Raw genomic sequence first — 25,617 nt, 5'->3', positions numbered from 1 at the left:
GGTCCTTGGTGCGGTTCCGCATCTCCTCGCCGGGGAGACGGTCGTCCCCGACGACAGACGCCCCCGATCTTCCGGAGCAACTCCCATGCAGTCGAACGACGCCCGCATGCTCGTGCAGTGCGCCGTCCCGACCGCCCTCGCAGGTGCCGTGGCCGCGGTCGTGAGCAGTGTGCTCGCGGGCGGCAAGGGTGTGATCGGTGCGGTGGTCGGCGCCGCCGTGGTGATCCTTTTCATGGGGATCGGCCTCGGCGTGCTCCAGCACATCGCGAAGTCACTGCCGCACCTCTTCCAGGCGATGGGTCTGCTGCTCTACACGACGCAGATCCTCCTCCTCGGTGTGGTGTTGATGGCGTTCAAGGACACGACGCTCTTCAACACCAAGGCGTTCGGCTTCTCGCTGCTGGCCGCCTCCCTGGTGTGGGTCGCCGCGCAGGCCCGGGCACACACGAAGGCCAAGATCCTTTATGTGGAGCCGGAACCCTCCGGTGGTGACACGAAGACCGCTCCGACCGGCGCGAATTCGTGATCCGCGGTGGGTGTAGGGCCGGGATAAGCAACCGCTTCGGCAACTGCTATCGTCCCGTCCCAGCTGCGGTGCAGCAGGCGCAGGCGGCCGAGTCCTCCCGTTCCCCGGAACGGAACGGGCGGTCCCGCCCGGTGACCGGTCGGCGCCCCCATATTCGTCAGAACAGTCCAGTGCCGCTCCGTGGCCGTGCGCCGCGCCGACACATCGAGGTAGCCGTATCCATGCGCCATGCAGAAGGAGCTCGCGGTGAGTGCTGACCAGATGCTCGCCTTCGAGACCGATTGCCACCTCTTCGGTGGATGTGGCTTCAATGAAGTCTCGCCGGGCCTGCACTCCTTCGTGTTCAAACCGATCGCCACAGTCGGCGGCGTCGACATCAACAAGACCATGCTGCTGGCGGTGTTGGGCACCATCGCGATCCTCTGGTTCTTCTGGGCCGCGTTCAGCAAGCCGAAGATCGTGCCGGGCAAGCTCCAGATGATCGGCGAGGCCGGATACGACTTCATCCGCCGCGGCATCGTCTACGAGACCATCGGCAAGAAGGAGGGCGAGAAGTACGTCCCCCTCATGGTCGCCCTGTTCTTCTTCGTCTGGGTGATGAACCTCTGGTCGGTCATCCCCCTCGCCCAGTTCCCGGTGACGTCGATCATCTCCTACCCCATGGGTCTGGCTCTGATCGTCTACATCCTGTGGGTCTCGCTGACCTTCAAGCGGCACGGCGTGGTCGGCGCGTTCAAGAACTTCACCGGCTACGACAAGTCTCTCGGCCCGGTGCTCCCGATGAGCATGACCATCGAGTTCTTCTCGAACCTGCTCGTGCGTCCCTTCACGCACGCGGTCCGGCTCTTCGCCAACATGTTCGCCGGTCACCTGCTGATCGTGATGTTCACGATCGCCACCTGGTACATGCTCAACGGCATCGGGATCGCCTACGCGGGCGTCTCGTTCCTGATGACCATCGCGATGACGGCCTTCGAGCTGTTCATCCAGGCCGTCCAGGCTTACGTCTTCGTCCTCCTGGCGTGCAGCTACATCCAGGGTGCGCTCGCCGAACACCACTGAGACCAACTCCCGTACGTACACGACCACCTGGCTGTCCGGTGGCCAACCCCCACCGGCCCGTGAAACAGAAGGAAGAAACGGCATGTCCGCTCTCCAGAACCTCGCTGCTGTCAGCGGCTCCCTCGGCTCCGTCGGCTACGGCCTCGCCGCCATCGGCCCGGGCATCGGCGTCGGCATCGTCTTCGGAAACGGCACCCAGGCGCTCGCCCGCCAGCCCGAAGCCGCTGGTCTGATCCGTCAGAACCAGATCCTCGGTTTCGCCTTCTGTGAGGCGCTGGCCCTGATCGGCATTGTCATGCCGTTCGTCTACGGTCCGTGATCGTCGCTCACTGACCGAAATACTCGTCGAAAGGCACTGATGTGATCGCCCTGGTAAACATGGCGGCCGAGAAGCAGAACCCTCTCGTCCCGCCGCTCCCAGAGCTCGTCATCGGCCTGGTCGCATTCGCCATCGTCTTCTTCTTCCTCTGGAAGAAGCTCCTCCCGAACATCAACAAGGTTCTGGAAGAGCGTCGCGAGGCCATCGAGGGCGGTATCGAGCAGGCCGAGGCGGCCCAGCAAGAAGCTGCCGAGGTCCTCAAGCAGTACAAGGACCAGCTCGCCGAGGCCCGGCACGAGGCCGCCCGGCTGCGCTCCGAAGCGCAGGAGCAGGGCGCCACCCTCATCGCGGAGATGCGTGCGGAGGGCCAGCGCCAGCGCGAGGAGATCATCGCGGCCGGCCACGCCCAGATCGAGGCCGACCGCAAGCAGGCCGCGCTGGCACTGCGTCAGGACGTGGGCAAGCTCGCCACGGACCTGGCAGGCAAGCTCGTCGGGGAGTCCCTCGAGGAGCACGCCCGCCAGAGCCGGACGATCGACCGCTTCCTCGACGACCTCGAGGAGAAGGCCGAGGCCGCCCGATGAACGGCGCGAGCCGTGACGCACAGGCCGCCGCACGCGAGAGCCTCACGGCGCTGACCGACAACACCTCGGTCGACGCCACGCAGCTCGCCGACGAGCTGGCCGCCGTGACGGGGCTGCTCGACCGCGAGGTCAGGCTGCGGCGGGTCCTCGCGGACCCGTCGCGCAGCGGGGAGCAGAAGGCCGAGCTGGTCAGGACCGTGCTCGGCGACCGGGTCGGCGGCCCGACCGTCGACCTGGTCTCCGGCATGGTGCGCTCCCGCTGGTCCGCGCCCCGCGACCTGGTCGACGCGACCGAGGAGCTGGCGGACTCCGCCGACCTCGTCGCCGCCGAGCGGGCCGGTTCGCTGGAGGAGACCGAGGACGAGCTGTTCCGCTTCTCCCGCACCGTCGCCTCCGCGCCCGACCTGCGGGCGGCGCTGGCCAACCCCAGCGCCGACCCCGAGGCTAAGGCGCGGCTGGTGCAGACGCTGCTCGGCGGCAAGGTGCGGCCCGCCACGGAGCGCCTGGTGACGCGTCTCGTGAGCCAGCCCCGTGGACGTAGCCTTGAAGCCGGGATCGAGGGCCTCTCCAAGCTGGCCGCGGAGCGCCGGGACCGCTCGGTGGCGATCGTCACCTCGGCGGTGCCGCTCAGCGACCAGCAGAAGGAACGTCTCGGATCGGTGCTTGCGCGGCTCTACGGACGCCGGATGCACCTGAACCTCGACGTGGACCCCGAGGTCCTCGGCGGCATCACGGTGCGCATCGGAGACGAGGTCATCAACGGCTCCATCGCGGACCGCCTCAGCGAGGCGGAGCGCCGTATGGCCGGCTGACGGCCGGCGCGGAGCACCGGCGGCACCGGCGGTCCGGCACACGCGGCCGGCGCTCAGCCGCAGACACCAACTCAACAGCATCACTTAGCGGCCCGAGTTGGGCCGTAGAAGATCGATACGGTCCCAACAAGGAGAGCAGGGAACCCAGATGGCGGAGCTCACGATCCGGCCGGATGAGATCCGGGACGCGCTGGAGAATTTCGTCCAGTCGTACGAGCCGGACGCGGCCTCGCGCGAAGAGGTCGGGACGGTCAGCGTTGCCGGAGACGGCATCGCGAAGGTCGAGGGACTGCCCTCGGCCATGGCGAACGAGCTGCTGAAGTTCGAGGACGGCACCCTCGGCCTGGCCCTCAACCTCGAGGAGCGCGAGGTCGGCGCGGTGGTCCTCGGTGAGTTCAGCGGCATCGAGGAGGGCCAGCAGGTGCGCCGCACCGGCGAGGTCCTGTCGGTTCCGGTCGGCGACGGCTACCTCGGCCGCGTCGTGGACCCGCTGGGCGCCCCGGTCGACGGCCTCGGTGAGATCGAGTCCGAGGGCCGCCGCGCCCTCGAGCTGCAGGCCCCCTCGGTCATGCAGCGCAAGTCGGTCCACGAGCCGATGGAGACGGGCTACAAGGCCGTCGACACCATGACCCCCATCGGCCGTGGCCAGCGTCAGCTGGTCATCGGCGACCGCCAGACGGGCAAGACCGCGCTGTGCGTCGACACGATCATCAACCAGCGCGACAACTGGCGCTCGGGCGACCCGGAGAAGCAGGTCCGCTGCATCTACGTCGCCATCGGCCAGAAGGGCTCCACCATCGCGTCCGTGCGCGGCGCCCTGGAGGAGGCCGGTGCGCTCGAGTACACGACGATCGTGGCGGCCCCGGCATCCGACCCGGCCGGCTTCAAGTACATCGCCCCGTACACCGGCAGCGCCATCGGCCAGCACTGGATGTACCAGGGCAAGCACGTCCTGGTCATCTTCGACGACCTGACCAAGCAGGCCGACGCCTACCGCGCCGTTTCCCTGCTGCTGCGCCGCCCGCCGGGCCGTGAGGCCTACCCGGGCGACGTCTTCTACCTGCACTCCCGCCTGCTGGAGCGCTGCGCCAAGCTCTCCGACGACATGGGTGCGGGCTCGATGACGGGTCTGCCGATCGTCGAGACGAAGGCGAACGACGTCTCGGCGTTCATTCCGACCAACGTCATCTCCATCACCGACGGCCAGTGCTTCCTGGAGTCCGACCTCTTCAACGCCGGCCAGCGGCCCGCGCTGAACGTCGGTATCTCGGTCTCCCGTGTCGGTGGCTCCGCCCAGCACAAGGCGATCCGGCAGATCACCGGTTCGCTCCGTGTGGACCTCGCCCAGTACCGCGAGCTGGAGGCGTTCGCCGCCTTCGGTTCCGACCTGGACGACGCCTCGAAGGGCGCCCTGGAGCGCGGCAAGCGGATGACCGAGCTGCTCAAGCAGCCGCAGTACAACCCGTTCTCGACCGAGGACCAGGTCGTCTCCGTCTGGTCCGGCACCAACGGCAAGATGGACGATGTGCCCGTCGAGGACATCCGCCGCTTCGAGCGTGAGCTGCTGGAGTACATGCACCGCGAGCACAAGGGGCTGCTGACCAGCATCGTCGAGGGCGGCAAGATGTCCGACGACACGGTCCAGGCCCTCGGTGACGCGGTGGACGCCTTCAAGAAGCAGTTCGAGACCTCGGACGGCAAGCTGCTGGGCGAGGACTGAGCCGTGGGCGCCAAGACCAGGGTCTACAAGCGGCGGATCAAGTCCGTCACGGCGACCAAGAAGATCACCAGGGCGATGGAGATGATCGCCGCGTCGCGCATCATCAAGGCGCAGCGCCGGGTGGCGGCCTCCGAGCCGTACGCCACGGAGCTGACCAACGCCGTGCGCGCGGTCGCCACCGGCTCGAACGTGAAGCACGCTCTCACCACGGAGGTCGAGCGTCCGACCCGGGCTGCGGTGCTGCTCATCGTGAGCGACCGCGGTCTGGCGGGCGGCTACAACTCCAACGCCATCAAGGCGGCCGACCGGCTGACGAACCGGCTGATCGGCGAGGGCAAGGAAGTCGTCAACTACATCGTGGGCACCCGCGGTGTGACGTACTACCGCTTCCGTGAGCGGGCGATCAAGGAATCCTGGAGCGGGTTCACCGACAACCCGACCTACGCGGACGCCAAGGCCGTGGCCGCGCCGCTGATCGAAGCGATCACGGCGGACACGGGCGCGGAGAACGGCGTGGACGAACTCCACATCGTCTACACCGAGTTCGTCTCCATGATGACGCAGACCCCGGTCGACGACCGGATGCTGCCGCTCAGCATGAAGTCGACCGCGGAGGAGTCGGCGGAGGTCATCCAGGAGAACATCAAGCGAGGCCCGGAGGTCCGTCCGCTCTTCGACTTCGAGCCGTCGGCGGAGGAGGTGCTCGACGCGCTGCTGCCGCGGTACGTCGAGAGCCGCGTCTACAACGCTCTGTTGCAGGCCGCCGCTTCCAAGCACGCAGCCACGCGCCGTGCGATGAAGTCGGCGACGGACAACGCCGAAGACCTCATCAAGTCGCTGACGCGGCTTGCCAACGCGGCCCGCCAGGCCGACATCACCCAGGAAATCAGCGAGATCGTCGGTGGCGCTAGCGCGCTGGCTGACGCTTCTGCGGGGAGTGACCGCTAACCATGACCACTACTGTTGAGCAGGCCACGGCGGCGGGCCGCGTCGCACGGGTCATCGGCCCGGTCGTCGATGTGGAATTCCCCGTCGACGCGATGCCGGACATCTACAACGCCCTGACCGTCGAGATCACCGACCCGGCCGAGGAGGGGAAGAAGAAGACCCTCACTCTCGAGGTCGCCCAGCACCTCGGTGAGGGCCTGGTGCGCGCCATCGCGATGGAGCCCACCGACGGCCTCGTCCGCCAGGCCGAGGTCACCGACACCGGCGACGGCATCACCGTCCCCGTCGGCGACGTCACCAAGGGACGGGTCTTCAACACCCTCGGCAAGATCCTGAACGAGCCGGAGGCCGAGTCCGAGGTCACCGAGCGCTGGCCGATCCACCGCAAGGCCCCCGCCTTCGACCAGCTCGAGTCCAAGACCGAGATGTTCGAGACCGGCCTGAAGGTCGTCGACCTGCTGACCCCGTACGTCAAGGGCGGCAAGATCGGCCTGTTCGGCGGAGCCGGCGTCGGCAAGACCGTCCTCATCCAGGAAATGATCATGCGTGTGGCGAAGCTGCACGAGGGTGTTTCCGTCTTCGCGGGTGTGGGCGAGCGTACGCGTGAGGGCAACGACCTCATCGACGAGATGACCGAGTCGGGCGTCCTCCCGCAGACCGCGCTGGTCTTCGGTCAGATGGACGAGCCGCCGGGCACCCGTCTGCGGGTCGCCCTGGCCGGTCTGACCATGGCGGAGTACTTCCGCGATGTGCAGAACCAGGACGTGCTGTTCTTCATCGACAACATCTTCCGCTTCACGCAGGCCGGTTCCGAGGTCTCCACGCTGCTCGGCCGCATGCCCTCCGCGGTGGGTTACCAGCCGAACCTGGCGGACGAGATGGGTGTGCTCCAGGAGCGCATCACCTCGACCCGTGGTCACTCCATCACCTCGATGCAGGCGATCTATGTGCCCGCGGACGACCTCACGGACCCGGCGCCGGCCACCACGTTCGCGCACCTCGACGCGACGACGGTGCTTTCGCGGCCGATTTCCGAGAAGGGCATCTACCCGGCGGTGGACCCGCTGGACTCGACGTCCCGGATCCTGGACCCCCGCTACATCTCGCAGGAGCACTACGACTGCGCCCAGCGCGTCATCGGGATCCTGCAGAAGTACAAGGACCTCCAGGACATCATCTCGATTCTCGGCATCGACGAGCTTTCCGAAGAGGACAAGCTCACCGTCAGCCGGGCCCGCCGTATCGAGCGCTTCCTGTCGCAGAACACCCACGCGGCGAAGCAGTTCACGGGTCTCGACGGGTCGGACGTGCCGCTGGACGAGTCGATCGCCGCGTTCAACGCGATCGCCGACGGTGACTTCGACCACTACCCGGAGCAGGCGTTCTTCATGTGCGGTGGCCTCGACGACCTGAAGGCCAAGGCCAAGGACCTCGGCGTCTCCTGACGTCCGGGTCCGGCGCGAGGCGGGGCCGGGCCGCGGGGCACAGCCCTTCGGTCCGTCCCCGTCCCCGCACCCCTTATCCTTTTCCTAACCTACGAAGGAGCCACAGTGGCTGAGCTGCACGTCGAGTTGGTCGCCGCGGACCGCAAGGTCTGGTCCGGCGAGGCCAGCCTGGTCGTCGCGCGCACCACGTCCGGCGACATCGGCGTCATGGCGGGCCACCAGCCGCTGCTCGGCGTGCTGGAGCCGGGAGCGGTGACCATCCGTACGACCGGCGAATCCGGCGAAGGCACCCTGACGGCAGCGGTGCACGGCGGCTTCGTCTCCTTCGCGGACGACAAGATGTCGCTGCTGGCGGAGATCGTCGAGCTGTCCGAGGAGATCGACGTCGAACGTGCGGAGCGGGCGCTGGAGCGCGCCAAGTCCGAGGGCGACGCCGCCGCCGAGCGGCGTGCCGAGGTCCGCAAGCGCGTGGTGGCGGTCCGCTGAGGAGGCGGCCGACGCCCTGCACGGAGCCGGGCACGACAGGTACGAAGCTCAGCCGCGGGCTGTTCCGGGTCACCCCGGAACAGCCCGCGGCTGAGCCAATACAGAGGGGGACGCGGGATCCGCGGGATCTCACGGCTCCGGGAGCACCGCGCCACGCGTGGTACGAGAGAGTGCGAGGAGGTCGGTGATGATGGTCCTCGTTCTGTGCCTGGTCGGCGTGGCCGTGCTGCTGGCGCTGGCGGGTCTCTTCGCCTTCGGGCTGCGGCGCCGCCTGCTTCAGCGCTCCGGAGGCACCTTCGACTGCAACCTGCGCTGGAACGCACCGGCGCGGCCCTCCGCGTACGCCGACGACGACCCGGCGGAAGAAGAGCCTCCGGCAGTGGACGGCAAGGGCTGGGCCTACGGCGTCGCGCGCTACAACGGTGACCAGATCGAATGGTTCCGTGTCTTCTCCTACGCGCCGCGCCCCCGGCGCTTTCTGGAGCGCAACCGCATCGAGGTGCTGCAGCGGCGGGATCCGGAGGGCGAGGAGGAACTGGCACTGCTCTCGAACTCCGTGATCCTCGCGTGTTCCCTGCACGGCACCCGGGTCGAGCTGGCCATGAGCGAGGACGCGCTCACAGGGTTCCTGGCGTGGCTGGAGGCGGCACCGCCCGGCCAGCGCGTCAATGTTGCATGAATCGGAGGCGCTGCCCCGGGACGAAGTCCGGGGAGCGTGAAGGTGGCTCGAAGGCACCGGGCGTCTCCCTCCGGTCCGGGCCCGCGCCGCCCGCATCAGCTCCCGGTGAGGCCCGATTCCTGCGCCAGCACCGCCGCCTGCGTGCGGCTGCGCAGCCCCAACTTGCCCAGCAGCCTGCTGACATGGGTCTTCACCGTGGCCTCCGCCAGGCCGAGTCGCACCGCCGCCTCCGCGTTGGAGAGACCCTCCCCGAGGCACAGCAGCACCTCGTGCTCGCGCGGCGTCAGCTCGTCGAGCCCCGGTGGGGATCCTGGGCCCGCCCTCGGCAGGGGAGGCCGCCCCGCCGCTCCGGGCCGGGCGAACTCCGCGATCAGGCGTCTGGTCACGGCCGGAGCGATCATGCCTTCGCCGCGTGCCACCGTGCGTACGGCGTCGACGACCTGGGACGCCTCGCTGTCCTTCAGCAGAAAGCCCGACGCACCGGCGCGCAGCGCCCCGAAGACGTATTCGTCCAGGTCGAAGGTGGTCAGCACCAGCACGTCCGCCAGCCGTTCGGCCGTGATGCGCGCGGTCGCGGAGACGCCGTCGAGACGCGGCATCTGGACGTCCATCAGCACGATGTCCGGGCGCAGTTCACGGGCGAGACGGACGGCTTCCTCGCCGTCACCGGCCTCGGCCGCCACCTCGATGCCGGCAGCATGGCGCAGGATCAGGACGAGCCCCGCCCGTACGGCCAGCTGGTCCTCGGCGACGAGGACGCGGATCGTGGCCTGTGTGCCGTCGTCCGCGTTCACCGGAGACTCCCTTCCCCGACGGGCAGTTCGGCCCGCACCTCCCAGATCCCCGTCTCCCCGCACGAAGCCTCCGCGGGGCCGGCGCTCAGCGCTCCGCCCAGCAGTTCCACGCGTTCGCGCATGCCGATCAGCCCGGCGCCGGAGCCGGGAGCCCGCGGGAGCGGCGCCGCGTCCAGCGCCTCGCGGCCGCCGCCGGGTACGCCGTGCAGAGGGCTCGTGACGCGGACCGTCAGCGGTCCCCGCGCAGGGGTGTGCCTCAGTTCCACGGTGACGGTGCCGGGAGCCGAGTGCTTCAGCGCGTTCGTCACCGACTCCTGCACGACCCGGTACGCGGCCAGTTCGACGGGCGCGGGCAGGGACGCACCGGCCGGTCCGCGCTCGTCGCGCAGCGAGAAGCTGAGTCCCGGGTTGCCCGCCCCCGCACGGGCCCGCTCGATGAGGGCGTCCAGGCCGGCGAGGGTCGGGGAGGCCGCGGGTTCCGCCGCGTCGACGGACGCGTCACGCAGCAGACCGATGAGGCGCCGCATCTCCGCCAGGCCCTGCACGCTGTTCTCGCGGACGACACCGAGCGAGGCGCGGGCGGCCGCGTCATCCAGGTGCTCCAGGGAAAGGGCGGCCGTGGAGCGGATCGCGATGGCGGAGAGGTGGTTGGCGACGAGGTCGTGCAACTCCCGTGCCATGCGCCCGCGTTCGGCGGTGACCGCCTGGACGCGGTCCATCTCGGCGAGCAGCGCCGTCTGTTCGGCGCGGAGCCGCTCGGCCGCGGCGGCGTTGCGGTGGTCGCGGATGACCACGCCCGACCAGGCGGGCACGACCGTGATGCCCGCGCAGAACACGCCGAGCAGCAGCGTCGCGGGCGTACGGAGGACCGCCATCATCACCAGCGTCGCCGCGACCGACACGGCGACGCAGGCGGGGAGCAGCGCACGCGACAGCCGGGGAGGTCCGTACAGCACCGCGGCGTAGACGACGTCGGTGAAGACGATCACGGTCGCCAGCAGCGACCCCATGGCGAGATCCGCCGCGAGAGCGGCGACGGCGACCACCAGCGCCCAGGGCTGTGCGGACCTGCGGCCGAGGGCGGCGATGCACACGGCCACCAGGGGCAGCAGCAGCCATGCCCCGTAACTGCCGCCCACCCGCGGATTGTTGTAGAGGCCGAACCACCAGAGGGTCACTCCGCCGACGAGGCCGGCGAGGGCGATGAGCACGCCGTCGCGGTGCGGACGCACCCACGGCGGCGGAAGCGCGGACCGGCGGTGTGGCATGCGTCCATCTCAGCACGGCGGCCGGGCGCGGGCGTCGGCCACGGGGACCAGAGTGCCAACGCGAGGTACATCGAAGGATGGAGGGGCGGCCTCGGTAAATCGTCGCTGGTGAGGACGTGTACGAGCGGGCCGGGACGGGATGGTGGAGGGGATGTCGAGGCAAGGGGGACGAGCGTGATCGTCACGCTGATCATCATCTGCGAGGTCGCGTTCTGGGTGCTGCTCGCGGGCGGGCTCGCGCTGCGCTATGCGGCACGCATGCCGCGCACGGGGGCCGCGGTGCTGCTGTGCGAGCCGCTGCTGGAGGTGCTCCTGCTCGTCGTCACGGCGATCGACCTGCGAGGGGGAGCCGAGCCCGACTGGAAGCACGGACTGGCGGCCGTCTACATCGGCTTCACCGCCACTCACGGCCACTACATGATCAAGTGGGCCGACGGTCACTTTCTGCACCGGTTCGCCGGCGGGCCGCCGCCCGTCAGGCCTCCCCGGTACGGAACGCCGCGTGCCGTGCACGAGTGGAAGATGAGCGCGCGTGCCGTCGGGGCGGCGGCGATCGCCGCGGGGCTGCTTCAGCTGGCCGCCTGGTACGTGGGCGACGCCGGGCAGAGCGAGTCGCTGCGGATGTGGCAGCAGCGGATGGGACTGGTCGCCGTCATCAGCCTGATCGTCGCGCTGAGTTACACGATCTGGCCGAAGCAGGGCCCGGGGCCGGGCGGCGCACGCCCGGGAAGCGATCGCGACTGCGACCCGACCGGCACCGTCGGCGAAGGGCATCGACCTCACGGACGGTGACCTCACGGATGGTGATCTCCCGGACGGTGACCTCCGGACGGTGATCTCCCGGGAGGTGCAGTCCGGGGAGGTGACCTCACGAGGTGAATCCGCAAGCGCACGGACCGCGTTGACGGAACCCCTGCAGGCGGCGGGTTCCAGCCGTCGGCGCGGCCGGAGGTGGACCGGCCCGGATCACTCGTGCCGGTTCCCGCCGTCCGCCCGCGGCCCGTGGCTCCGTACGCGTCTCAGCGCCGTGGCCAGCCGGTACCGCACGCGTACGTCGCTGTAGTCGGTGCCGGCCTCGACCTGCTCGGGCAGGTTCGTGCGGTCGCTCGCCGAGTAGGACGCGTGGCCGGGCGAGCCGTGGAAGCGGACCTCGGTCTCCGGCTCGCGCCCGAAGCGGAGCCGGTCGGCGGCAGTTGAAGTCGTCAGTTCGATGTCAGGGCGTACAGGGGGAGCGTCAGCGTTCGCCGGCCCCTCGTGACCCTCCTCGCCCTTTCACGGCGGCTCGTCGCTGTCGGGCCTGCGCGCGGTACGGCGCTTGGGACGCTCCTCGGACCGGGCCGAGCGGCGGCCGGCCCCCTCACCTGCTCTCTTCGCGGTTCGGGTGGCGGTCTTCCGCGCCTTGCCCGCCGTCCGGCCTGCCTCGTCGATCGTCCTGCCGGCGCTGCGCCCGGCCTCCTTGGTGGTCTCGGAGGCGCCTTCCCCGACGTCCTTGACCGTTTCGGAGGCGCCTTCCCCGACGTCCTTGACCGTCTCGGAAGCACCTTCCCCGACGTCTTCCACGGCGCGGCCGGCTCCCTTGCCGAGTTCCTTGGCCGTCGACCCCGCGCCTTCCCCGACGGACTCGACTGCCCCGCTGGCGCCTTCTCCGACGGACTCAACCGCCCCACTGGCGCCCTCCCCGATCTCCTCGACGGCGCCGCCGGCCCCGCGTCCGAGCTCCCCGACGGCTTCGCTCGCCCCGCTGCCCAGCTCACGCGCGGCGGAGCCGAGGCCCGAGGTGAGCTGCTCCAGGATCTGCGGGTTGCGGTCGATCGTCGTCAGCACCCGCCCGATGACCTGGGTGACGTTGTCGAGGTGGACCTTCAGCAGCGCCTGCGCGTCCACGCCCTTGATGTCCAGCTGGACCCGGCCCAGCGCGACGTCCGCCCCCACGTTGAGCTTGAGGATGTCCAGCACCTCGGCCTGCAGTGAGACCCGTGCACGCAGGTCGTCGACCTCCAGGCCGATCTCGTCGACGTGGAGCTGCGGCACGTCGAGCAGTACGTCGGGCTCCTCGCCCAGTGTCACCCTGGACAGCTCGCTCCGGCCGTTCTCGTCGTCGTACCCCTCGGAGTCACCGTTGCCGTTCCCCTCGTCGTACGGCTCGGGGTACTCGTCGTCGTACTCTTCCGGTTCCCGCTGCTCAGGGCTGTTGTCCTTGGCGTTCATGCCGCCCCCTGAAGGGTGCAAATAGGTACAGAACTCCTGTTTTCACCATAGGGCGGGTGCCCGGCGGGCGCCCGGTCGCACATGAAAAAACGGCCCGGCCTCGCGTGCAGGGGAACGCGGGGCCGGGCCGATTGTGTGGGGGGTGGCGCCTGTGTGGAGGTGGCGACCGGGGTGAGGTGGCGCCTGGGAGGAGCCGAACGCCGCCCTAGCCGCAGTGCTCCTTCTTCTCCTTCTTGGTCATCTTGCGGGTGTGCTGGGTCTTGGTGCTGGGTGCGTCGGCCTTGGGTCCTTTGGCGGTGAAGGGGACGTACCAGATGTGGTGGCCGTAGAACTTGTCCTCGAAGTGCATCTCGTAGGTGCCCTGGATCTCTTCCATGGCGGCCTCGCGGGTGATCCAGCCGACCTCGCCGGGCTTGACCTCGACGTTCGTCTGGTGCTGCTCGGTGTGCGAGCTCTGCCAGGAGTGTTTGTAGCTCGTCTGGATGGTCACGTTGAAGAGTTCGGTGAAGCCGTACTGGGCGTTCATGGAGACGCCGACGGTGTTGGACTCTCCGGTGGTGTCGGACCACGAGACGGCGGAACGCTGAAGGTCCTTGGTGCAGTTGAAGGCGCTGTCACCCACCTGGTGCGGCTCGCCCATGGAGTCGACGGGGGCGCCGGAGGGGTGGAAGACGCACTTGTCGGTGCCGTTGTTGCACTGCTCGAGGAGTTCCCTGGTCGTGGGCTGCTCTTCGTCATCGGCCTGCGCGGTCGCGGGGAACAGGGCTGTGGCACCGGCGGTCGTGATGGCGACCACCAGCATCGACAGCTTCTTGCGGCGGGTCATGGTCTCTCCGACGAGGTGGGGGTGAGACCCAGCGGCTGCTGGGAGCGTCTCTGCGGCGCCGGCCCCCGGGTGAGGCCGGTGGACCGCGTCCGGTTGATCATCAGGCTGCCGGTCTCCGGGCCGGGCTCGCCGAGGGAACCTGACGGGCGGTGCGACCGGCGTGGGAGGACGCGGCTGTGCGTCAGCCGCAGTGCTCCTTCTTCTCCTTCTTGGTCATCTTGCGGGTGTGCTGGGTCTTGGTGCTGGGTGCGTCGGCCTTGGGGCCCTTGGCGGTGAAGGGGACGTACCAGATGTGGTGGCCGTAGAACTTGTCCTCGAAGTGCATCTCGTAGGTGCCCTGGATCTCTTCCATGGCGGCCTCGCGGGTGATCCAGCCGACCTCGCCGGGCTTGACCTCGACGTTCGTCTGCTGCTCCTCGGTGTGCGAGCTCTGCCAGGAGTGTTCGTAGCTCGCCTGGACCGTCACCTTGAACAGCTCGGTGAAGCCGTACTCGGCGCTCATGGAGACGCCGACGGTGTTGGACTCTCCGGTGGTGTCGGACCAGGAGACGGCGGAACGCTGAAGGTCCTTGGTGCAGTTGAAGGCGCTGTCACCCACCTGGTGGGCCTCGCCGATCGAGTCGACGGGGGCGCCGGAGGGGTGGAAGACGCACTTGTCGGTGCCGTTGTCGCACTGCTCGAGCAACTCTCTTGTGGTGGGCTGCTCTTCGTCATCGGCCTGCGCGGTCGCGGGGAAGAGTCCCGTGGCGCCCGCGGTGGCGATGGCGACCACCAGCATGGACATTTTCTTGCGGTGGGTCATGATGCCTCCGACGAGGTGGGGTAAGGCAGTTGCTGCCCTGGTTGTCTCCGGGCGCGGTGGTGCACCGCTCGGGCCGGGCTCAGCTGAAGCTGATGGACTTCGCGCGGTTGTCCATCACGTCACCGATGTTCGGGGTGAGCTCCTTGAAGGGGCCGTCGCGGTCACCTCCGAGGCCCGGCTCCGAGAAGAGGTTGAGGGTGCAGTTGCCCCAGGGCTGGACCGAGGAGATCTGGTCCTTCCACTCGTCGTCCAGGTCGATCTGGAAGTCCACGTCGTCGTCGCCGTTGCAGAGCGACTCGGCGGTGATGGTCAGGGAGCCGCCGCCGTACTTGGTGTCCTTGAAGAGGGTGGCAGCGATGATGTCGCCCTCGCCCTGCGTCGTGACGCCGGAGGAGGCGACGGGCTTGTCGCCCTTGCGGGCCTCGCTGATCTCGGCCTTCCCGCCGGTGGCGGGTGCGTCCAGGAGGCGGTCGCTCTCGGGTACGCCGGCGGCCTTCGAGAGGCTCTTGAAGCACTGGGTCTCGCCGCTCTCGGCGTTCAGGGTGCAGTGGTTGCCCTGCCCCTTGGCGTCGCCCTTCGTCTCGTCCCCGGAGACCGCGCCGTTCGCTACCGGTACGGCGATGACGCCTGCCAGCAGTGCCACGGCGGCAACGGTGATGCGCGTACGCCGTTTTGTGTCGGTGGCCATGTGTGTGACTCCAACCCCTCGTGTCCGGCCAGCATTTCTGGTCCAGGCCTTGTGAGGGTGATGGTACTCACACGGAGCGGAATGGAAAGGGAATCCAAAAAATAAGCCGACGCCTCACGGAATCTACGCGCGAAAACCGCGAGGTCGAGTGCTCCAGATGTGGCACAGCTCTCACCCGGATACACCGCCGGGGCGATGGAAAGGAAATGCCCGTGCGTCCGGATTGGGGCTGTTCCATCCGGGCTCCCGGTGTTTTGCAGAAAGTGTCGCAGCGGTGCGGCTCGATGACCTTGTACTTGCTCTGACCTGCTGGTTTGTGTTCCGCTGGCCATGTCGCCGGGGATATGCGCGGAGAAATCTCAGGGGAGCCTCAAAAAAACCTTAAGAGTTCCTTAAGGGGGCGACCGAGGCCCGCGCGGAGCGAAATCAAAGAGCCGAGCGAGGCGGATCGGAAAGGTCCTTCCCGTTCGTCTTCACATTCATGCGCGAGGCGGACCGGGAAAACGTGGAAACGGGCCGGAACGGGCATCGGCCGCCGGAGACCGCGTTCGGGAGGCATTTTCGGGCGAGCCCGAGTTCGGGGGCCGGCACGGTTGGGGCACACCTGCAGAGGGCCGGACCGGCCTCGTGCGCTGCCCGCCGCCCGGCCCCCGCGCTGCGGTGCCGCGGGCCGGGCGTGACGGGACGCCGGGCATGACGGGCCGCCGAGCCGAAGGGCTGACGGGCGACTGGTCGACGGGCGGGCGCGACCAGCGGGCCGGGCCGGTCGCGGCCTGGCCCGGCCCGCTCGTCGTGTCCTCCGGGCGTACAGCCCGCCCGTCGCACGGCTCCGTCGCCCACCGCGGGCGGACGGTCGTGCGCAGCGCCGTCGCGCGCACGCTTCCCGGGGCGGTCGACGGCTGGGCCAACGCGCCCGGTCCGACGGGCAGTTGCGCTTCAGGGGCGTGGCCGGCGCGCAGCGCATGGCCGACGCCGAGGGCGGCCGAGGGCGGCCGAGGGCCCTAGCCGTCCCAGCCGTCCCAGCCGTCCCAGCGGTCCCGGCGGCTGGGCGGCCGCCGCTGGCACGGCGCAGCGCGGGGGCGGCGCCCCACGGGGGTGGCCGCCGACGTTCGGCGGCCCTGGCTCAGCGGTTCTCGCCCGGCACCCACATCACGTCGCCGAGCTCCTTGTTGGCGGAGCGGGCGAGGATGAAGAGCAGGTCGGAGAGGCGGTTGAGGTATGTCGCCGTCAACGGGTTCATGATCTCGCCGTGCTCGTCGAGCGCGGCCCACGTCGAGCGCTCCGCCCGGCGTACGACGGTGCATGCCTGATGCAGCAGGGCGGCTCCCGCGGTGCCCCCGGGGAGGATGAAGCTGCGCAGCTTCTCCAGGTCCTGGAGGAAGGCGTCGCAGTCCGCCTCGAGCTTGTCGATGTAGCTCTGTTCGACGCGCAGCGGCGGGAACTCCGGCTCCTCCTGCACGGGTGTGGCCAGGTCGGCGCCCACGTCGAAGAGGTCGTTCTGCACCCGTACGAGGACCGTCTTGATCTCGTGCGGCAACTCGCCGAGGGCGAGGGCGACGCCGATGGCTGCGTTCGCTTCGTTGGCGTCGGCGTACGCCGCGATGCGTGTGTCCGTCTTCGCGGTGCGGCTCATGTCGCCGAGCGCGGTGGTGCCGGAGTCGCCGGTACGGGTGTAGATGCGCGTCAGATTGACCATGCACCGAGACTACGTGCCGGCGGTCTGCGGCGGACCGGCCGCTTCCGGTCCCCGTGCGGCCGGCGTACGCCGTGACACGGGCGCGGGCCCGACCCGTACGCCGCGACCCCGTACGCCGTGGGCCCGCGCGGGTGGAGCGGTCCGGTCGCCCGGAAGTGCCGATCTGTCACCTCCCCGGCTGCATCGGGTCTGTCAGCGGTCCGCTCAGTGCGCCTCCGGTGCGTCCACGCTCGCGTCCTGCCGGCAGAGGATCTCCTCGACGCGCTCCGTCGGAAGTGCGCACCGCAGCGCCGGCCAGATCGCGACGCCGGTGAGGACCGGGCACGCGAGGGCCCCGAGGTCGAAGTCGAGCACGCCGAGGTTTCCGGCCTTCTCCGTCTGCTCCGGGCACTCACCGAGTAGCCGGTGGGGGCGAGTCCGGCGTACCGCACGAGGAGCCACCAGCCGTGCCTGAAGCCGAGCGGAGGCGTCTTCCGCTTGGCTGGCGGCGTGGTACACGGCCATCAGGGCATGGCGCAGGACGATCGCGAGGAAGGGCTTCCAGTTGGTGTCCCGGCCCGTCCAGTGGACGATCAGGTTCGTCGACCACAGGGCGAGAACCCGATGATCCGCACCGACTTGTCGCCGAGCCGGAACGGGCGTGCGTGCTCCGGCATCTGCTTGCGGCTCGGGGCCAGGTGCCCGTGCCCCGCACGGTGCGTTCGGGCCGCTATGGGAAGCGAGGGCTCAACCATGCCCGGCTGCCCGGGAGATGAGACTCGTGGCACCTCCGGCGGCGGCGCGCGACCGCCGGACGAAGGACTTCCCGGGTCCCGGGATCCGCCCAAGCCGCACGCATCGGACACACCCTGTGTGATGTCCGCCATGTGAGACGTGACGCGTGTCTCTTCAATGCCACAAGGTCTCCGCGAAGCGCTAATGTCCGCCCAACAGGCGTTCACGCAAAGGCAAGGGCAGGTAGGGCCAGGTGGCAGTCGTGGGGAAGAAGCTCGCCGTCATCGGTGCCGGTCTCATGGGGTCCGGCATCGCTCAGGTGTCGGCTCAGGCCGGGTGGGACGTGACCCTCCGCGATGTGACCGGCGAGGCACTCACCCGCGGCACCGACGGCATCAAGGCCTCCTACGAGAAGTTCGTGAGCAAGGGGAAGCTCGACGCCTCCGCGGCGGAGGCCGCGCTCGCGCGCATCACGACCACCACCGATCTGGACGCGGCCGCCGAGGCGGACGTCGTCGTCGAAGCCGTCTTCGAGAAGATCGAGGTGAAGCAGGAGATCTTCGGCAGGCTCGACACCCTGGTGAAGGACGGGGCGATCCTCGCCTCCAACACCTCCGCTATTCCGATCACCAAGATCGCGGCGGCCACCTCGCGCCCCGAACGGGTCGTCGGGACGCACTTCTTCTCACCCGTTCCGATGATGGCGCTGTGCGAGCTCGTGCGCGGTCACCGCACCAGCGACGAAACCCTCGCCATGGCACGCGAGTTCGCGGAGTCCGTCGGCAAGACCTGCGTCGTCGTCAACCGCGACGTGGCCGGTTTCGTCACCACGCGGCTCATCTCCGCACTCGTCGTCGAGGCGGCGAAGCTGCACGAGTCCGGCGTGGCCACCGCCGAAGACATCGACACGGCCTGCAAGCTGGGGTTCGGCCACGCCATGGGGCCGTTGGCCACGGCCGACCTGACCGGTGTCGACATCCTGCTGCACGCCAGCGAGAACATCTACACCGAGTCGCGTGACCCGAAGTTCGCACCGCCCGAGTCGATGCGCAGGATGGTCGACGCGGGCGACATCGGCCGTAAGAGCGGCCGGGGTTACTACGACCACTGAGACATACACGTACATACGCCGGACCGACTGCCGCCCCGCGTGGGCGCGTTCGAGAGCATCGCCCGCGAGGGTGATTTCCGTGTCGGTTCGAGCACGGACGGCAACCTGGTTGCGGCAATCGCAGTCAGTTGTGGTGAGACATTCAGACGTGAAGGTACGCGGAGCAGAGACACATCCGGGGAGCGGTTATGCATATCAGGGGCGACCATGCCGAGCTGGCCGTCGGGGGTCGCCTCGACGTCCGGAGCGCGGCGGACGCCCGAACGGTCCTTCACTCCGCCGTCGACTCCGGCGACGGCGATCTTGTGCTGGATCTGGCAGGACTCGATTCCTGGGACGCGACCGGGCTCGGCGTGATCATGGGCGCACACAGAAGGGCCGGCCGCTGCGGCCGAAGGCTCGTATTGAGGGACGTCCCGCCGCAGATGCAGCGGCTGTTGATGGCCACCAGACTGCACCGCATTCTCGCCATCGAGGGTGGTTTGACGGTTTCCGAGGCGCAGATTCTCACCAAGCCTTGACGTGCACGGCGGTTCAGCCTGAGCGCTCGCGGTAATACTGTGCCGGAAGCAGCGCCCGGTGCTGCCGTTCGCGCCGACCTGCGACGGGAGAGGCCGATAGAGGCGGGGCGTGCTCGTACCGGAGTATCTGGGGGCATTCCAGCATGGTTCAGCACGGCAACACTCAGCACGGCGGTGAAGACGACGGCGGGACGGACCAGGGCCCGCCGCCCAGCAGACGCCCGGTGAAGCTCTTCGTCGGCGGACAGTTGCTCACGTTGAATCCGGTCGACGGCAGCGAAGTCGAGGCCTGCCCGCCGACGGAGTCACCCGGCGGACCGCGAAGACTCACGCTGCGCGAACGCTCGCTGTACGCGCGGGAAAGTGACGCGGCCACGGCCGTCTCCGCGACCCGGGGGGACCCCGGGCCCGGATCCTCCGGCGCACCCGGCCGCGTCATACCGGTCCTCGAGCGCGACGAGGAGCGCGAGCGCCTGGCGGGGCAGCTCGCCTGCGGGCGGTCCATACGTCTGACCGGGCTTCCCGGTTCCGGGCGCACGACACTCCTGGAGGCCGTCGCCGCGGACGTGGCGGACCTCGCGCCGGACGGTGTGGTGCGGCTGAGCGGCTACCGCCGCACGCCGTCCGATCTTCTGCAGGAACTTTTCTCCGCGGTGCACGACGCCCCCTTCCACCGTCCCGGCGACGAGGAGATGCGGGAGGCGCTGCGGGGCATCGGAGCCGTCGTCATCGTCGACGACCTCGCCTTCGGCGGAGAAGCGCTCGACCAACTCCTCGACGCCACGCCCGAATGCGCCTTCCTCTTCTCCGCCACGCCGGACGTCGCCCCTCCCTCCGGCGACGTCCACGTGGAGGAGTTCCGGCTCACCGGACTCAGCCGCACCGCCTGCCTGGAACTGCTCGAACACGCGGTACGCAGGCCGCTGACGAACGAGGAGACCGACGCGGCGCAGGACATGTGGCTCGCCTCGGAGGAGTCCTCCGGAGGCCTGCCGCTCCGCTTCGTGCAGGCGGGCGCGCTCCTGCGCTACGGCGGCCGGGCCGGCGAGCTGAGCGGCGGCCGCGGCAGCGCCATGAGTGCCCGCGTCGCCGAGCGGCTCTCCTCGGCAGCACGTGACGCGCTGCGCATCGCGCTCTCCCTCGGCGGCGAACTGCCGCACCACACACAGCTTCCCGCGCTCGTGGGGGACCCGCAGGCCGACGAGGCCGCGGGTGAACTGGCCCGCGCCGGACTCGTCACCTGCGCGGGCGGGCACTACCGGCTGGCGGACGGTGTCGCCGACGCCCTCACCGCGGCCGGATTCGCCGACGGGGCCGACGGGTGTGCCCTGATGGCGGCGCATCACTACGGCTGGTGGGCCGACCACCCCTCCGTAACCCCCGCAACGGTCGCCACGGAGGCGGACGCGGTGCTCGCCGCGGTCCGGGGCACCCATCGCGGCGGTCACGCGAGCGCAGCGGTCCTGCTGGCCCGCGCGGCAGCTCCGGTGCTGGCCGCCTCGCTGCGCTGGAGCGCCTGGGAGAGGTTGCTGCGCGGCGGCCTGGAGGCCGCACGCACATCGGGCGAGGTCGCCCAAGAGGCCTATTTTCACCATGAGTTGGGGGTGCTCGCTCTCTGCACCGGTCAGCTGCAGCGCGCGGCTGCGGAGCTGGAGGCCTCCATCGCGATGCGCAACGCGCTCGCGGACCAGCAGGGCACGTTCACGGGACGGCGGGTGCTCGCCCTCGCCACGGACCTTCTCGTGGCGCAGAACCCGGGCGGGCCCGTCGCGCCCGACGGCCCGGGCGGGCCCTCCGTGCGGGACCGGGCAGAGCGTCCGGGCTCCCCGGCAGGTGCCGCGGCCGCTGCCGCCGGTGACGGCGGACAGGCGGAGCCCGCCCTGTACGAGGCCGGGGACACCCCCACTCACTCGCTCGCCGCCACCCTCAGGGGACACCGGCGGGGCGATGTGAGGGACGGGGAGTACGAGAGCGCGCGGACGGTCGCCGCCACGGTCGCCAACCCGGGCCGCGGTGCCGCCGGTGCTTCCCACGACACGATGCCCGCCCTCGTTCCCGCACGGGGCGCGGTCGCCTACGGGGCCCGCAGGAACCTGGCGGCGGCCGGGGCGGGTGCGGTGCTGATCGCGGTGCTCGCGACGATCGTGGGACTGGGCCGGATGCCGGACGACGGCAGCGGCCCGCTGGACCGCGGCAAGCCGGGCTCGACCTCGCAGCGGGACGAGCACAACGAAGTCAACGCCGACGAGCCAGGAAGCCGTACCCCCGGAGCCGGCCGCAGCAGCGGGCCGGAGAGCCCGAGCGAGTCCGGCAAGTCCCCGGGCGCCTCTGACAGCGCGAGCAAGGAGTCGCCGAGCGAGAGCAGCTCCGGGCCCGACGAGGACCCCTCAAGCAGCGAACCCGGGGACTCGGGAGGCTCGGGAGGCGACTCGCCGACCGGCAGTCCCACCGGGAGCCCCACCGACAGCCCGACCGGCAGCCCGACGGGGAGCCCGACCGGCAGCCCCACGGGCAGTCCGACCGGCAGCGGCGGCAGTGACAGCGGCGGCAGTGACAGCGGTGGCAGTGACACCGGCGGCACCGACAGCGGTGGCAGTGACACCGGCGGCACCGACAGCGGTGGCAGTGACACCGGCGGCACCGGCGCTGGTGGAACCGACGGCGGTGAGACCGACGGCGGCAGCGACAGCGGGGGCACGATCCTCGGGGCCGTGGGCTTCGCACCGTCCGCGAGCCCTTCGTACTTCGTCGTCTGACCGCGTCGGGACGGGCGAGGCACCACCGTGTCGCACGGACGGCGGGTTCGTCAGCGGCCGGCGGTGCCTGTCGGCTGTGTGCCGTGCATGGCTTCCTTGCGCACGAACGCTCTGCGCAGCGCGTGGTAGGGCTCGTGGGGGCCGAAGAACTGCCGGTGCATGACGGCCAGTTCGTCCGCGCGGTAGTCCGCCAGCGGTTTCACCGCCTCGTCCCGTGCCCGCGCGGCGGCCTTTCCGGCGACGCGGCCCGCCCATGCCGGTGCGTGTGCCAGCTCCGCCGCCATCCGTGACGCCTCACCGGCGAAGTCCTCGGGCGAGGCGGCCACCAGACGGTCCACCAGCCCCGCGCAGGCGGCCGACGACGCGCTCACCGGGAGGGCCTCCCGCATCAGCCGCTCCGCGGTCTCGCGGCCCACGCGGCGCGGGAGCGTGTAGGTCCAGTACTCCGACCCGTACAGGCCCATCAGCCGGTAGTGCGGGTTGAGGACGGCACCCTCCCGGCACCACACCTCGTCCGCGGCGAGTGCCAGCATCACGCCGCCGGCCGCGGCGTTGCCGCCCAGCGCGGCGACGACCAGCCGGTCCGTCGTGCGCAGGACGGCCTCCACCAGATCGTCCATCGCGTTGATGTTGGCCCATGACTCCGCGCCGGGGTCGGCGGCGGCCTCGATCACACCGAGGTGGATGCCGTTGGAGAAGAAGTCACGGCGGCTGCCCAGCACGATCACCCGTGTGGGACGCGAGAGCGCGTACCGGTACGCCGCCAGCAGGCGGCGGCACTGGTCGGTGCTCATCGCGCCTCCGGGGAAGGAGAACCACACGAAGCCGGTGTCGCCCCTGTGCTCGTAGCGGATGTCGCTCCAGCCGCCGCTTCCCCAGGCGCCCGGCTCCAGTTGCGCCGGCAGTTCCGGCACCGACCCCGGCAGGCGCCCGCCGAGCGCGTCCACCGCCGGCATCCTGAACGTGGCCGGCCCGCCCGGGGTGCGGCGCGGTCTCAACTGGGGGATCCACACGGCGCCGTCACGCGTCGCACGGCACACGGCGCCCGCCCGCGTCGCCACGACCTCGCCGGGCGCGCCACGCAGGGGAAGCGCCGACTCGGGGTGTCCGCCGTGCAGGAACCACTCCTCGCCGAGCAGTTCGTCGAGCACCCCCGGCTGGGAGTCCGCCGCCCGCAGCTTGCGCAGCACCGTGCCGGTGGAGTCCGCGGCCCAGTCGATCCGTCGCTTCTCCTGGCGGAAGTACGGGCGCCACACCACTTCCGCACCCAGCTCGTCCTGGCGCTGCGGCTTGTATGTGCCCGAGGCGAAGCGGGCCACTGCGAGCTTCACCGCTGCCGTCGCGGCGTCCGACACCTCGTTGCGGTACACGTCGCTCTTGCCGGCTTCGGGCAGCGCGAAGGGGACCGTGGCCCAGATGTCCCCGGCGTCCATCTCGGCGTCCGCCTGGAGCACCGTCACCGCCCAGTGGCGGGCGCCGGTCGCGATCGCCCAGTCCAGGGAGGAGGGGCCGCGGTCGCCAGGAGGTCCGGGGTGCACGATGAGGCAGACGTGGCGCGAGTAGACGTCTTCCGGGAGGGCCGTCCTGAGCATCGGCGCGACGATCAGCGCCGGGGCGTGCCGGTGGACCGACTTCCGTACGGCGTCCTCGTCGCCGCCGCACACGGTGTCCAACTGATGGCCGAGGTCGCTCAGTTCGGCGTACACGCGTTGGGTGAGGCTGTTGAAGGCACTTGCCACGAGCAGGATGCGCACCGAACACTCCCAGGTCCAATGGCCGGGAGGTTCCCGGCGCCGGCAGTCCCCGGAAGCCAGGGGCGCTCCGGCGGATCTTCGCGGGCTCGCGACTCCCCTGGACTTCGTCCGGGGGCGCCCCGGGCACCGCACCTCGCTGCGTCGTCGGGGTCGCCCGAACGCTCCCTCCCCTGGCTTCGCATGGGGAACCCCAAGGCTTCGCGTGGGGAACCCCAGCCCTTCGGCATGGGGAACCCCAGTATGAGGACGACCCTCGCGCCTTGCGGCGCGCGACGCCGGACGCCGCTCGCAGATCCACGAAGATCCGCCGGACAGCCCCTGGCCGGACCTGCCGGGCGGATCGTCGAACCATAAGGCGTGTGACAGGGCACGACCCGTACGGACGTGAGATTTCGGGAGAACGGCTCAATTTCCGTTGGCCGGTGCACGTTGAGCACGGGTCCGGCCGGCCCCGGCCCCGGTGGCGCCGGAGCGTGCCGGGGCGGCCTGCTCAGAAGAGCCGGAGCTTGTCGTCCTCGATGCCGCGCAACGAGTCGTAGTCGAGGGTGACGCAGCCGATGCCGCGGTCGGAGGCGAGCACGCGGGCCTGCGGTTTGATCTCCTGAGCGGCGAAGACGCCCTTGACGGGGGCGAGATGGGGATCGCGGTTGAGGAGGTCGAGGTAGCGGGTCAGCTGCTCGACGCCGTCGATCTCACCGCGGCGCTTGATCTCGATCGCCACGGTGGCGCCGGTCTCGTCGCGGCCGAGGATGTCCACAGGGCCGATGGCGGTCGGGTACTCGCGGCGGATGAGCGTCCAGCCCGCGCCCAGGGTCTCCATGCGGTCCGCGAGCAGCTCCTGGAGGTGCGCCTCCACGCCGTCCTTGATCAGTCCGGGATCGGTGCCGAGTTCGTGCGAGGAGTCATGGAGGATCTCCTCCATGGTGATGATCAATTTCTCGCCCGACTTGTTCTGCACGGTCCACACCGGGCACGCCTCGTCCGCGGACTCCTTCACCGTGCAGGGCGGGGACATCCAGTTGAGGGGCTTGTAGGCCCGGTCGTCGGCGTGGACGGAGACCGATCCGTCGGCCTTGACCAGGATCAGCCGTGGAGCGGACGGCAGATGAGCGGTGAGCCTGCCGGCGTAGTCGACGGAGCACCGGGCGATGACGAGACGCATGGGCGGTCACGCTACTGGACGTGCTCCGGCGATGCGATTCGCCCCCTGATGGCCCTCTTCGGCTGTGGCCGGATGTATGCCCATTCGCATGGTGCGGTCACTCTCCGCCCCTTACGGTTGACGATGGGGGGTGTCGCCGTACGGAGTCGCGTGATCACCCGGCGCCGAGCGGGTCCCTTCCAATCCGTCAGGTAGACCCCTGTATCCCCTGGGGTCGCGAGAGGAGAACCCATGTCGCTCGACGTCTCACCGGCTCTGCTGGCACAGGCAGAACGGGGCGAAGTCGACGAGCGTGACTTCGTCGACTGCGTCCGTACCTCTCTCCCGTACGCCTGGGAGATGATCAGTACCCTGGTGGCCCGGCTCAAGGTGGACGGCGGCGAGTTCGCCGACAACCAGACGCCGCCACCGGACGAGCAGGCCCGCGGCCAGCTGCTGCGTGCTCTCGCCAGTGACGCGATACGCGGCGCGCTGGAACGTCACTTCGGAGTACGGCTCGCTTTCCAGAACTGTCACCGCGTCGCTGTCTTCCCGCTGGACGAAGCGGTCGACGAGAGGCTGGCGCGATTCACGTCCGTCCGCGGGCAGCTGCTCAACCAGTCGCCGACGCTGCGCGACTGCTGACGCGCCCGGCTCCGTCGGTCCGGCGTCCTCCTGTGCCACGCTGCCGCTGCTCCCGTGGGCAGCGGCAGCGTGTTGTGGGTGAACGGGCGCAACGTCAACGGCGGTGCGGGCC

Annotated in this window: 26 protein-coding genes; 16 read left to right on the top strand and 10 right to left on the bottom strand. The window is 70.0% G+C overall.

Annotated elements, in window-relative coordinates; all coding sequences use genetic code 11:
- Nucleotides 1–85: 85 nt before the first annotated feature.
- From H180DRAFT_RS25450 to H180DRAFT_RS25405, 10 genes are all read left to right on the top strand, one after another.
- Complete coding sequence (locus tag H180DRAFT_RS25450) at nucleotides 86–526, top strand: Cg1360 family ATP-synthase-associated protein (RefSeq protein ID WP_055488477.1); 441 nt, start codon at nucleotides 86–88, stop codon at nucleotides 524–526.
- Between the two features lie 228 nt (nucleotides 527–754).
- Entirely contained in the window at nucleotides 755–1,588 is an 834-nt protein-coding gene (gene atpB, locus H180DRAFT_RS25445) for a F0F1 ATP synthase subunit A (protein WP_055488476.1), read from the top strand.
- Nucleotides 1,589–1,670: 82 nt separating this feature from the next.
- The gene (gene atpE, locus H180DRAFT_RS25440) at nucleotides 1,671–1,907 is read left to right on the top strand and encodes an ATP synthase F0 subunit C (RefSeq protein WP_055488475.1); all 237 of its coding nucleotides are present in this window, start codon (nucleotides 1,671–1,673) and stop codon (nucleotides 1,905–1,907) included.
- A gap of 41 nt (nucleotides 1,908–1,948) precedes the next feature.
- Complete coding sequence (locus tag H180DRAFT_RS25435) at nucleotides 1,949–2,491, top strand: F0F1 ATP synthase subunit B (protein ID WP_055488474.1); 543 nt, start codon at nucleotides 1,949–1,951, stop codon at nucleotides 2,489–2,491.
- A complete protein-coding gene (locus H180DRAFT_RS25430) occupies nucleotides 2,488–3,303 on the top strand; it encodes a F0F1 ATP synthase subunit delta (protein ID WP_055488473.1) in 816 nt (271 codons plus the stop codon). The genes H180DRAFT_RS25435 and H180DRAFT_RS25430 overlap by 4 nt, the downstream gene beginning before the upstream one ends.
- A 148-nt stretch (nucleotides 3,304–3,451) precedes the next feature.
- On the top strand, nucleotides 3,452–5,023 hold the full coding sequence (gene atpA, locus H180DRAFT_RS25425) for a F0F1 ATP synthase subunit alpha (protein WP_055488472.1): 1,572 nt from the start codon (nucleotides 3,452–3,454) through the stop codon (nucleotides 5,021–5,023).
- A gap of 3 nt (nucleotides 5,024–5,026) precedes the next feature.
- The gene (locus H180DRAFT_RS25420) at nucleotides 5,027–5,971 is read left to right on the top strand and encodes a F0F1 ATP synthase subunit gamma (protein ID WP_055488471.1); all 945 of its coding nucleotides are present in this window, start codon (nucleotides 5,027–5,029) and stop codon (nucleotides 5,969–5,971) included.
- 2 nt (nucleotides 5,972–5,973) lie between these two features.
- A complete protein-coding gene (gene atpD / locus H180DRAFT_RS25415; RefSeq protein WP_055488470.1) occupies nucleotides 5,974–7,416 on the top strand; it encodes a F0F1 ATP synthase subunit beta in 1,443 nt (480 codons plus the stop codon).
- Between the two features lie 105 nt (nucleotides 7,417–7,521).
- Nucleotides 7,522–7,902: a F0F1 ATP synthase subunit epsilon gene (locus H180DRAFT_RS25410; RefSeq protein WP_055488469.1), complete on the top strand. Its 381-nt coding sequence runs from the start codon at nucleotides 7,522–7,524 to the stop codon at nucleotides 7,900–7,902.
- 190 nt (nucleotides 7,903–8,092) lie between these two features.
- Nucleotides 8,093–8,581: a DUF2550 domain-containing protein gene (locus H180DRAFT_RS25405; RefSeq protein ID WP_055488503.1), complete on the top strand. Its 489-nt coding sequence runs from the start codon at nucleotides 8,093–8,095 to the stop codon at nucleotides 8,579–8,581.
- A 95-nt stretch (nucleotides 8,582–8,676) separates the two neighbouring features.
- Here the strand turns inward: H180DRAFT_RS25405 and H180DRAFT_RS25400 are convergent, their stop codons facing one another.
- Complete coding sequence (locus H180DRAFT_RS25400; RefSeq protein ID WP_175437825.1) at nucleotides 8,677–9,375, bottom strand: response regulator; 699 nt, start codon at nucleotides 9,373–9,375, stop codon at nucleotides 8,677–8,679.
- Nucleotides 9,372–10,643 carry a sensor histidine kinase gene (locus H180DRAFT_RS25395; protein ID WP_055488468.1) on the bottom strand — a complete coding sequence of 424 codons (1,272 nt, stop codon included), beginning with the start codon at nucleotides 10,641–10,643 and terminating at the stop codon, nucleotides 9,372–9,374. Before H180DRAFT_RS25395 ends, H180DRAFT_RS25400 begins: the two co-directional genes overlap by 4 nt.
- A 174-nt stretch (nucleotides 10,644–10,817) precedes the next feature.
- Between H180DRAFT_RS25395 and H180DRAFT_RS25390 the strand changes: the two genes are divergently transcribed.
- Nucleotides 10,818–11,435: a hypothetical protein gene (locus tag H180DRAFT_RS25390; RefSeq protein WP_055488467.1), complete on the top strand. Its 618-nt coding sequence runs from the start codon at nucleotides 10,818–10,820 to the stop codon at nucleotides 11,433–11,435.
- A 480-nt stretch (nucleotides 11,436–11,915) separates the two neighbouring features.
- Here the strand turns inward: H180DRAFT_RS25390 and H180DRAFT_RS30630 are convergent, their stop codons facing one another.
- The 4 genes from H180DRAFT_RS30630 to H180DRAFT_RS25365 all read right to left on the bottom strand — a co-directional run bounded on the left by H180DRAFT_RS30630 (nucleotide 11,916) and on the right by H180DRAFT_RS25365 (nucleotide 15,167).
- Nucleotides 11,916–12,851, bottom strand: a complete 936-nt coding sequence (locus H180DRAFT_RS30630) for a hypothetical protein (RefSeq protein WP_055488466.1) — start codon at nucleotides 12,849–12,851, stop codon at nucleotides 11,916–11,918.
- A gap of 205 nt (nucleotides 12,852–13,056) precedes the next feature.
- Nucleotides 13,057–13,677 carry a hypothetical protein gene (locus tag H180DRAFT_RS25375; protein ID WP_107097765.1) on the bottom strand — a complete coding sequence of 207 codons (621 nt, stop codon included), beginning with the start codon at nucleotides 13,675–13,677 and terminating at the stop codon, nucleotides 13,057–13,059.
- A 181-nt stretch (nucleotides 13,678–13,858) separates the two neighbouring features.
- On the bottom strand, nucleotides 13,859–14,479 hold the full coding sequence (locus H180DRAFT_RS25370) for a hypothetical protein (RefSeq protein ID WP_055488465.1): 621 nt from the start codon (nucleotides 14,477–14,479) through the stop codon (nucleotides 13,859–13,861).
- Nucleotides 14,480–14,558: 79 nt separating this feature from the next.
- On the bottom strand, nucleotides 14,559–15,167 hold the full coding sequence (locus H180DRAFT_RS25365) for a hypothetical protein (RefSeq protein ID WP_055488464.1): 609 nt from the start codon (nucleotides 15,165–15,167) through the stop codon (nucleotides 14,559–14,561).
- 693 nt (nucleotides 15,168–15,860) lie between these two features.
- On the opposite strand from H180DRAFT_RS25365, the gene H180DRAFT_RS29595 reads away from it, so the two are divergent.
- Nucleotides 15,861–16,172 carry a hypothetical protein gene (locus H180DRAFT_RS29595; protein ID WP_139151441.1) on the top strand — a complete coding sequence of 104 codons (312 nt, stop codon included), beginning with the start codon at nucleotides 15,861–15,863 and terminating at the stop codon, nucleotides 16,170–16,172.
- Between the two features lie 118 nt (nucleotides 16,173–16,290).
- Here H180DRAFT_RS29595 and H180DRAFT_RS25360 read toward each other — a convergent pair whose 3' ends face one another.
- Together H180DRAFT_RS25360 and H180DRAFT_RS25355 are read right to left on the bottom strand one after the other, a co-directional pair.
- Complete coding sequence (locus H180DRAFT_RS25360; RefSeq protein WP_055488463.1) at nucleotides 16,291–16,863, bottom strand: cob(I)yrinic acid a,c-diamide adenosyltransferase; 573 nt, start codon at nucleotides 16,861–16,863, stop codon at nucleotides 16,291–16,293.
- Between the two features lie 204 nt (nucleotides 16,864–17,067).
- A complete protein-coding gene (locus H180DRAFT_RS25355) occupies nucleotides 17,068–17,367 on the bottom strand; it encodes a hypothetical protein (RefSeq protein ID WP_055488462.1) in 300 nt (99 codons plus the stop codon).
- A gap of 472 nt (nucleotides 17,368–17,839) precedes the next feature.
- On the opposite strand from H180DRAFT_RS25355, the gene H180DRAFT_RS25350 reads away from it, so the two are divergent.
- From H180DRAFT_RS25350 to H180DRAFT_RS29590, 3 genes are all read left to right on the top strand, one after another.
- Entirely contained in the window at nucleotides 17,840–18,688 is an 849-nt protein-coding gene (locus H180DRAFT_RS25350; RefSeq protein WP_055488500.1) for a 3-hydroxyacyl-CoA dehydrogenase family protein, read from the top strand.
- A gap of 188 nt (nucleotides 18,689–18,876) precedes the next feature.
- Nucleotides 18,877–19,209 carry an STAS domain-containing protein gene (locus H180DRAFT_RS25345; protein ID WP_055488461.1) on the top strand — a complete coding sequence of 111 codons (333 nt, stop codon included), beginning with the start codon at nucleotides 18,877–18,879 and terminating at the stop codon, nucleotides 19,207–19,209.
- Nucleotides 19,210–19,352: 143 nt separating this feature from the next.
- Nucleotides 19,353–21,965: an ATP-binding protein gene (locus tag H180DRAFT_RS29590; protein WP_055488460.1), complete on the top strand. Its 2,613-nt coding sequence runs from the start codon at nucleotides 19,353–19,355 to the stop codon at nucleotides 21,963–21,965.
- Nucleotides 21,966–22,015: 50 nt separating this feature from the next.
- Here H180DRAFT_RS29590 and H180DRAFT_RS25335 read toward each other — a convergent pair whose 3' ends face one another.
- Nucleotides 22,016–23,719, bottom strand: a complete 1,704-nt coding sequence (locus tag H180DRAFT_RS25335) for a hydrogenase maturation protein (protein ID WP_055488459.1) — start codon at nucleotides 23,717–23,719, stop codon at nucleotides 22,016–22,018.
- Nucleotides 23,720–24,209: 490 nt separating this feature from the next.
- Nucleotides 24,210–24,881 (bottom strand): endonuclease NucS, encoded by a 672-nt coding sequence (gene nucS, locus H180DRAFT_RS25330; protein ID WP_055488458.1) that lies wholly within the window; start codon nucleotides 24,879–24,881, stop codon nucleotides 24,210–24,212.
- 231 nt (nucleotides 24,882–25,112) lie between these two features.
- On the opposite strand from nucS, the gene H180DRAFT_RS25325 reads away from it, so the two are divergent.
- On the top strand, nucleotides 25,113–25,505 hold the full coding sequence (locus H180DRAFT_RS25325; RefSeq protein WP_055488457.1) for an SCO5389 family protein: 393 nt from the start codon (nucleotides 25,113–25,115) through the stop codon (nucleotides 25,503–25,505).
- Nucleotides 25,506–25,617 lie beyond the last annotated feature (112 nt).

The sequence above is a fragment of the Streptomyces sp. WMMB 322 genome (assembly GCF_900090145.1).
In the GTDB taxonomy this organism is placed as follows: Bacteria; Actinomycetota; Actinomycetes; order Streptomycetales; family Streptomycetaceae; genus Streptomyces.
The sequence above is the reverse complement of the archived record's forward strand: the minus strand, read 5'-3'. Positions and strand labels throughout refer to the sequence as shown.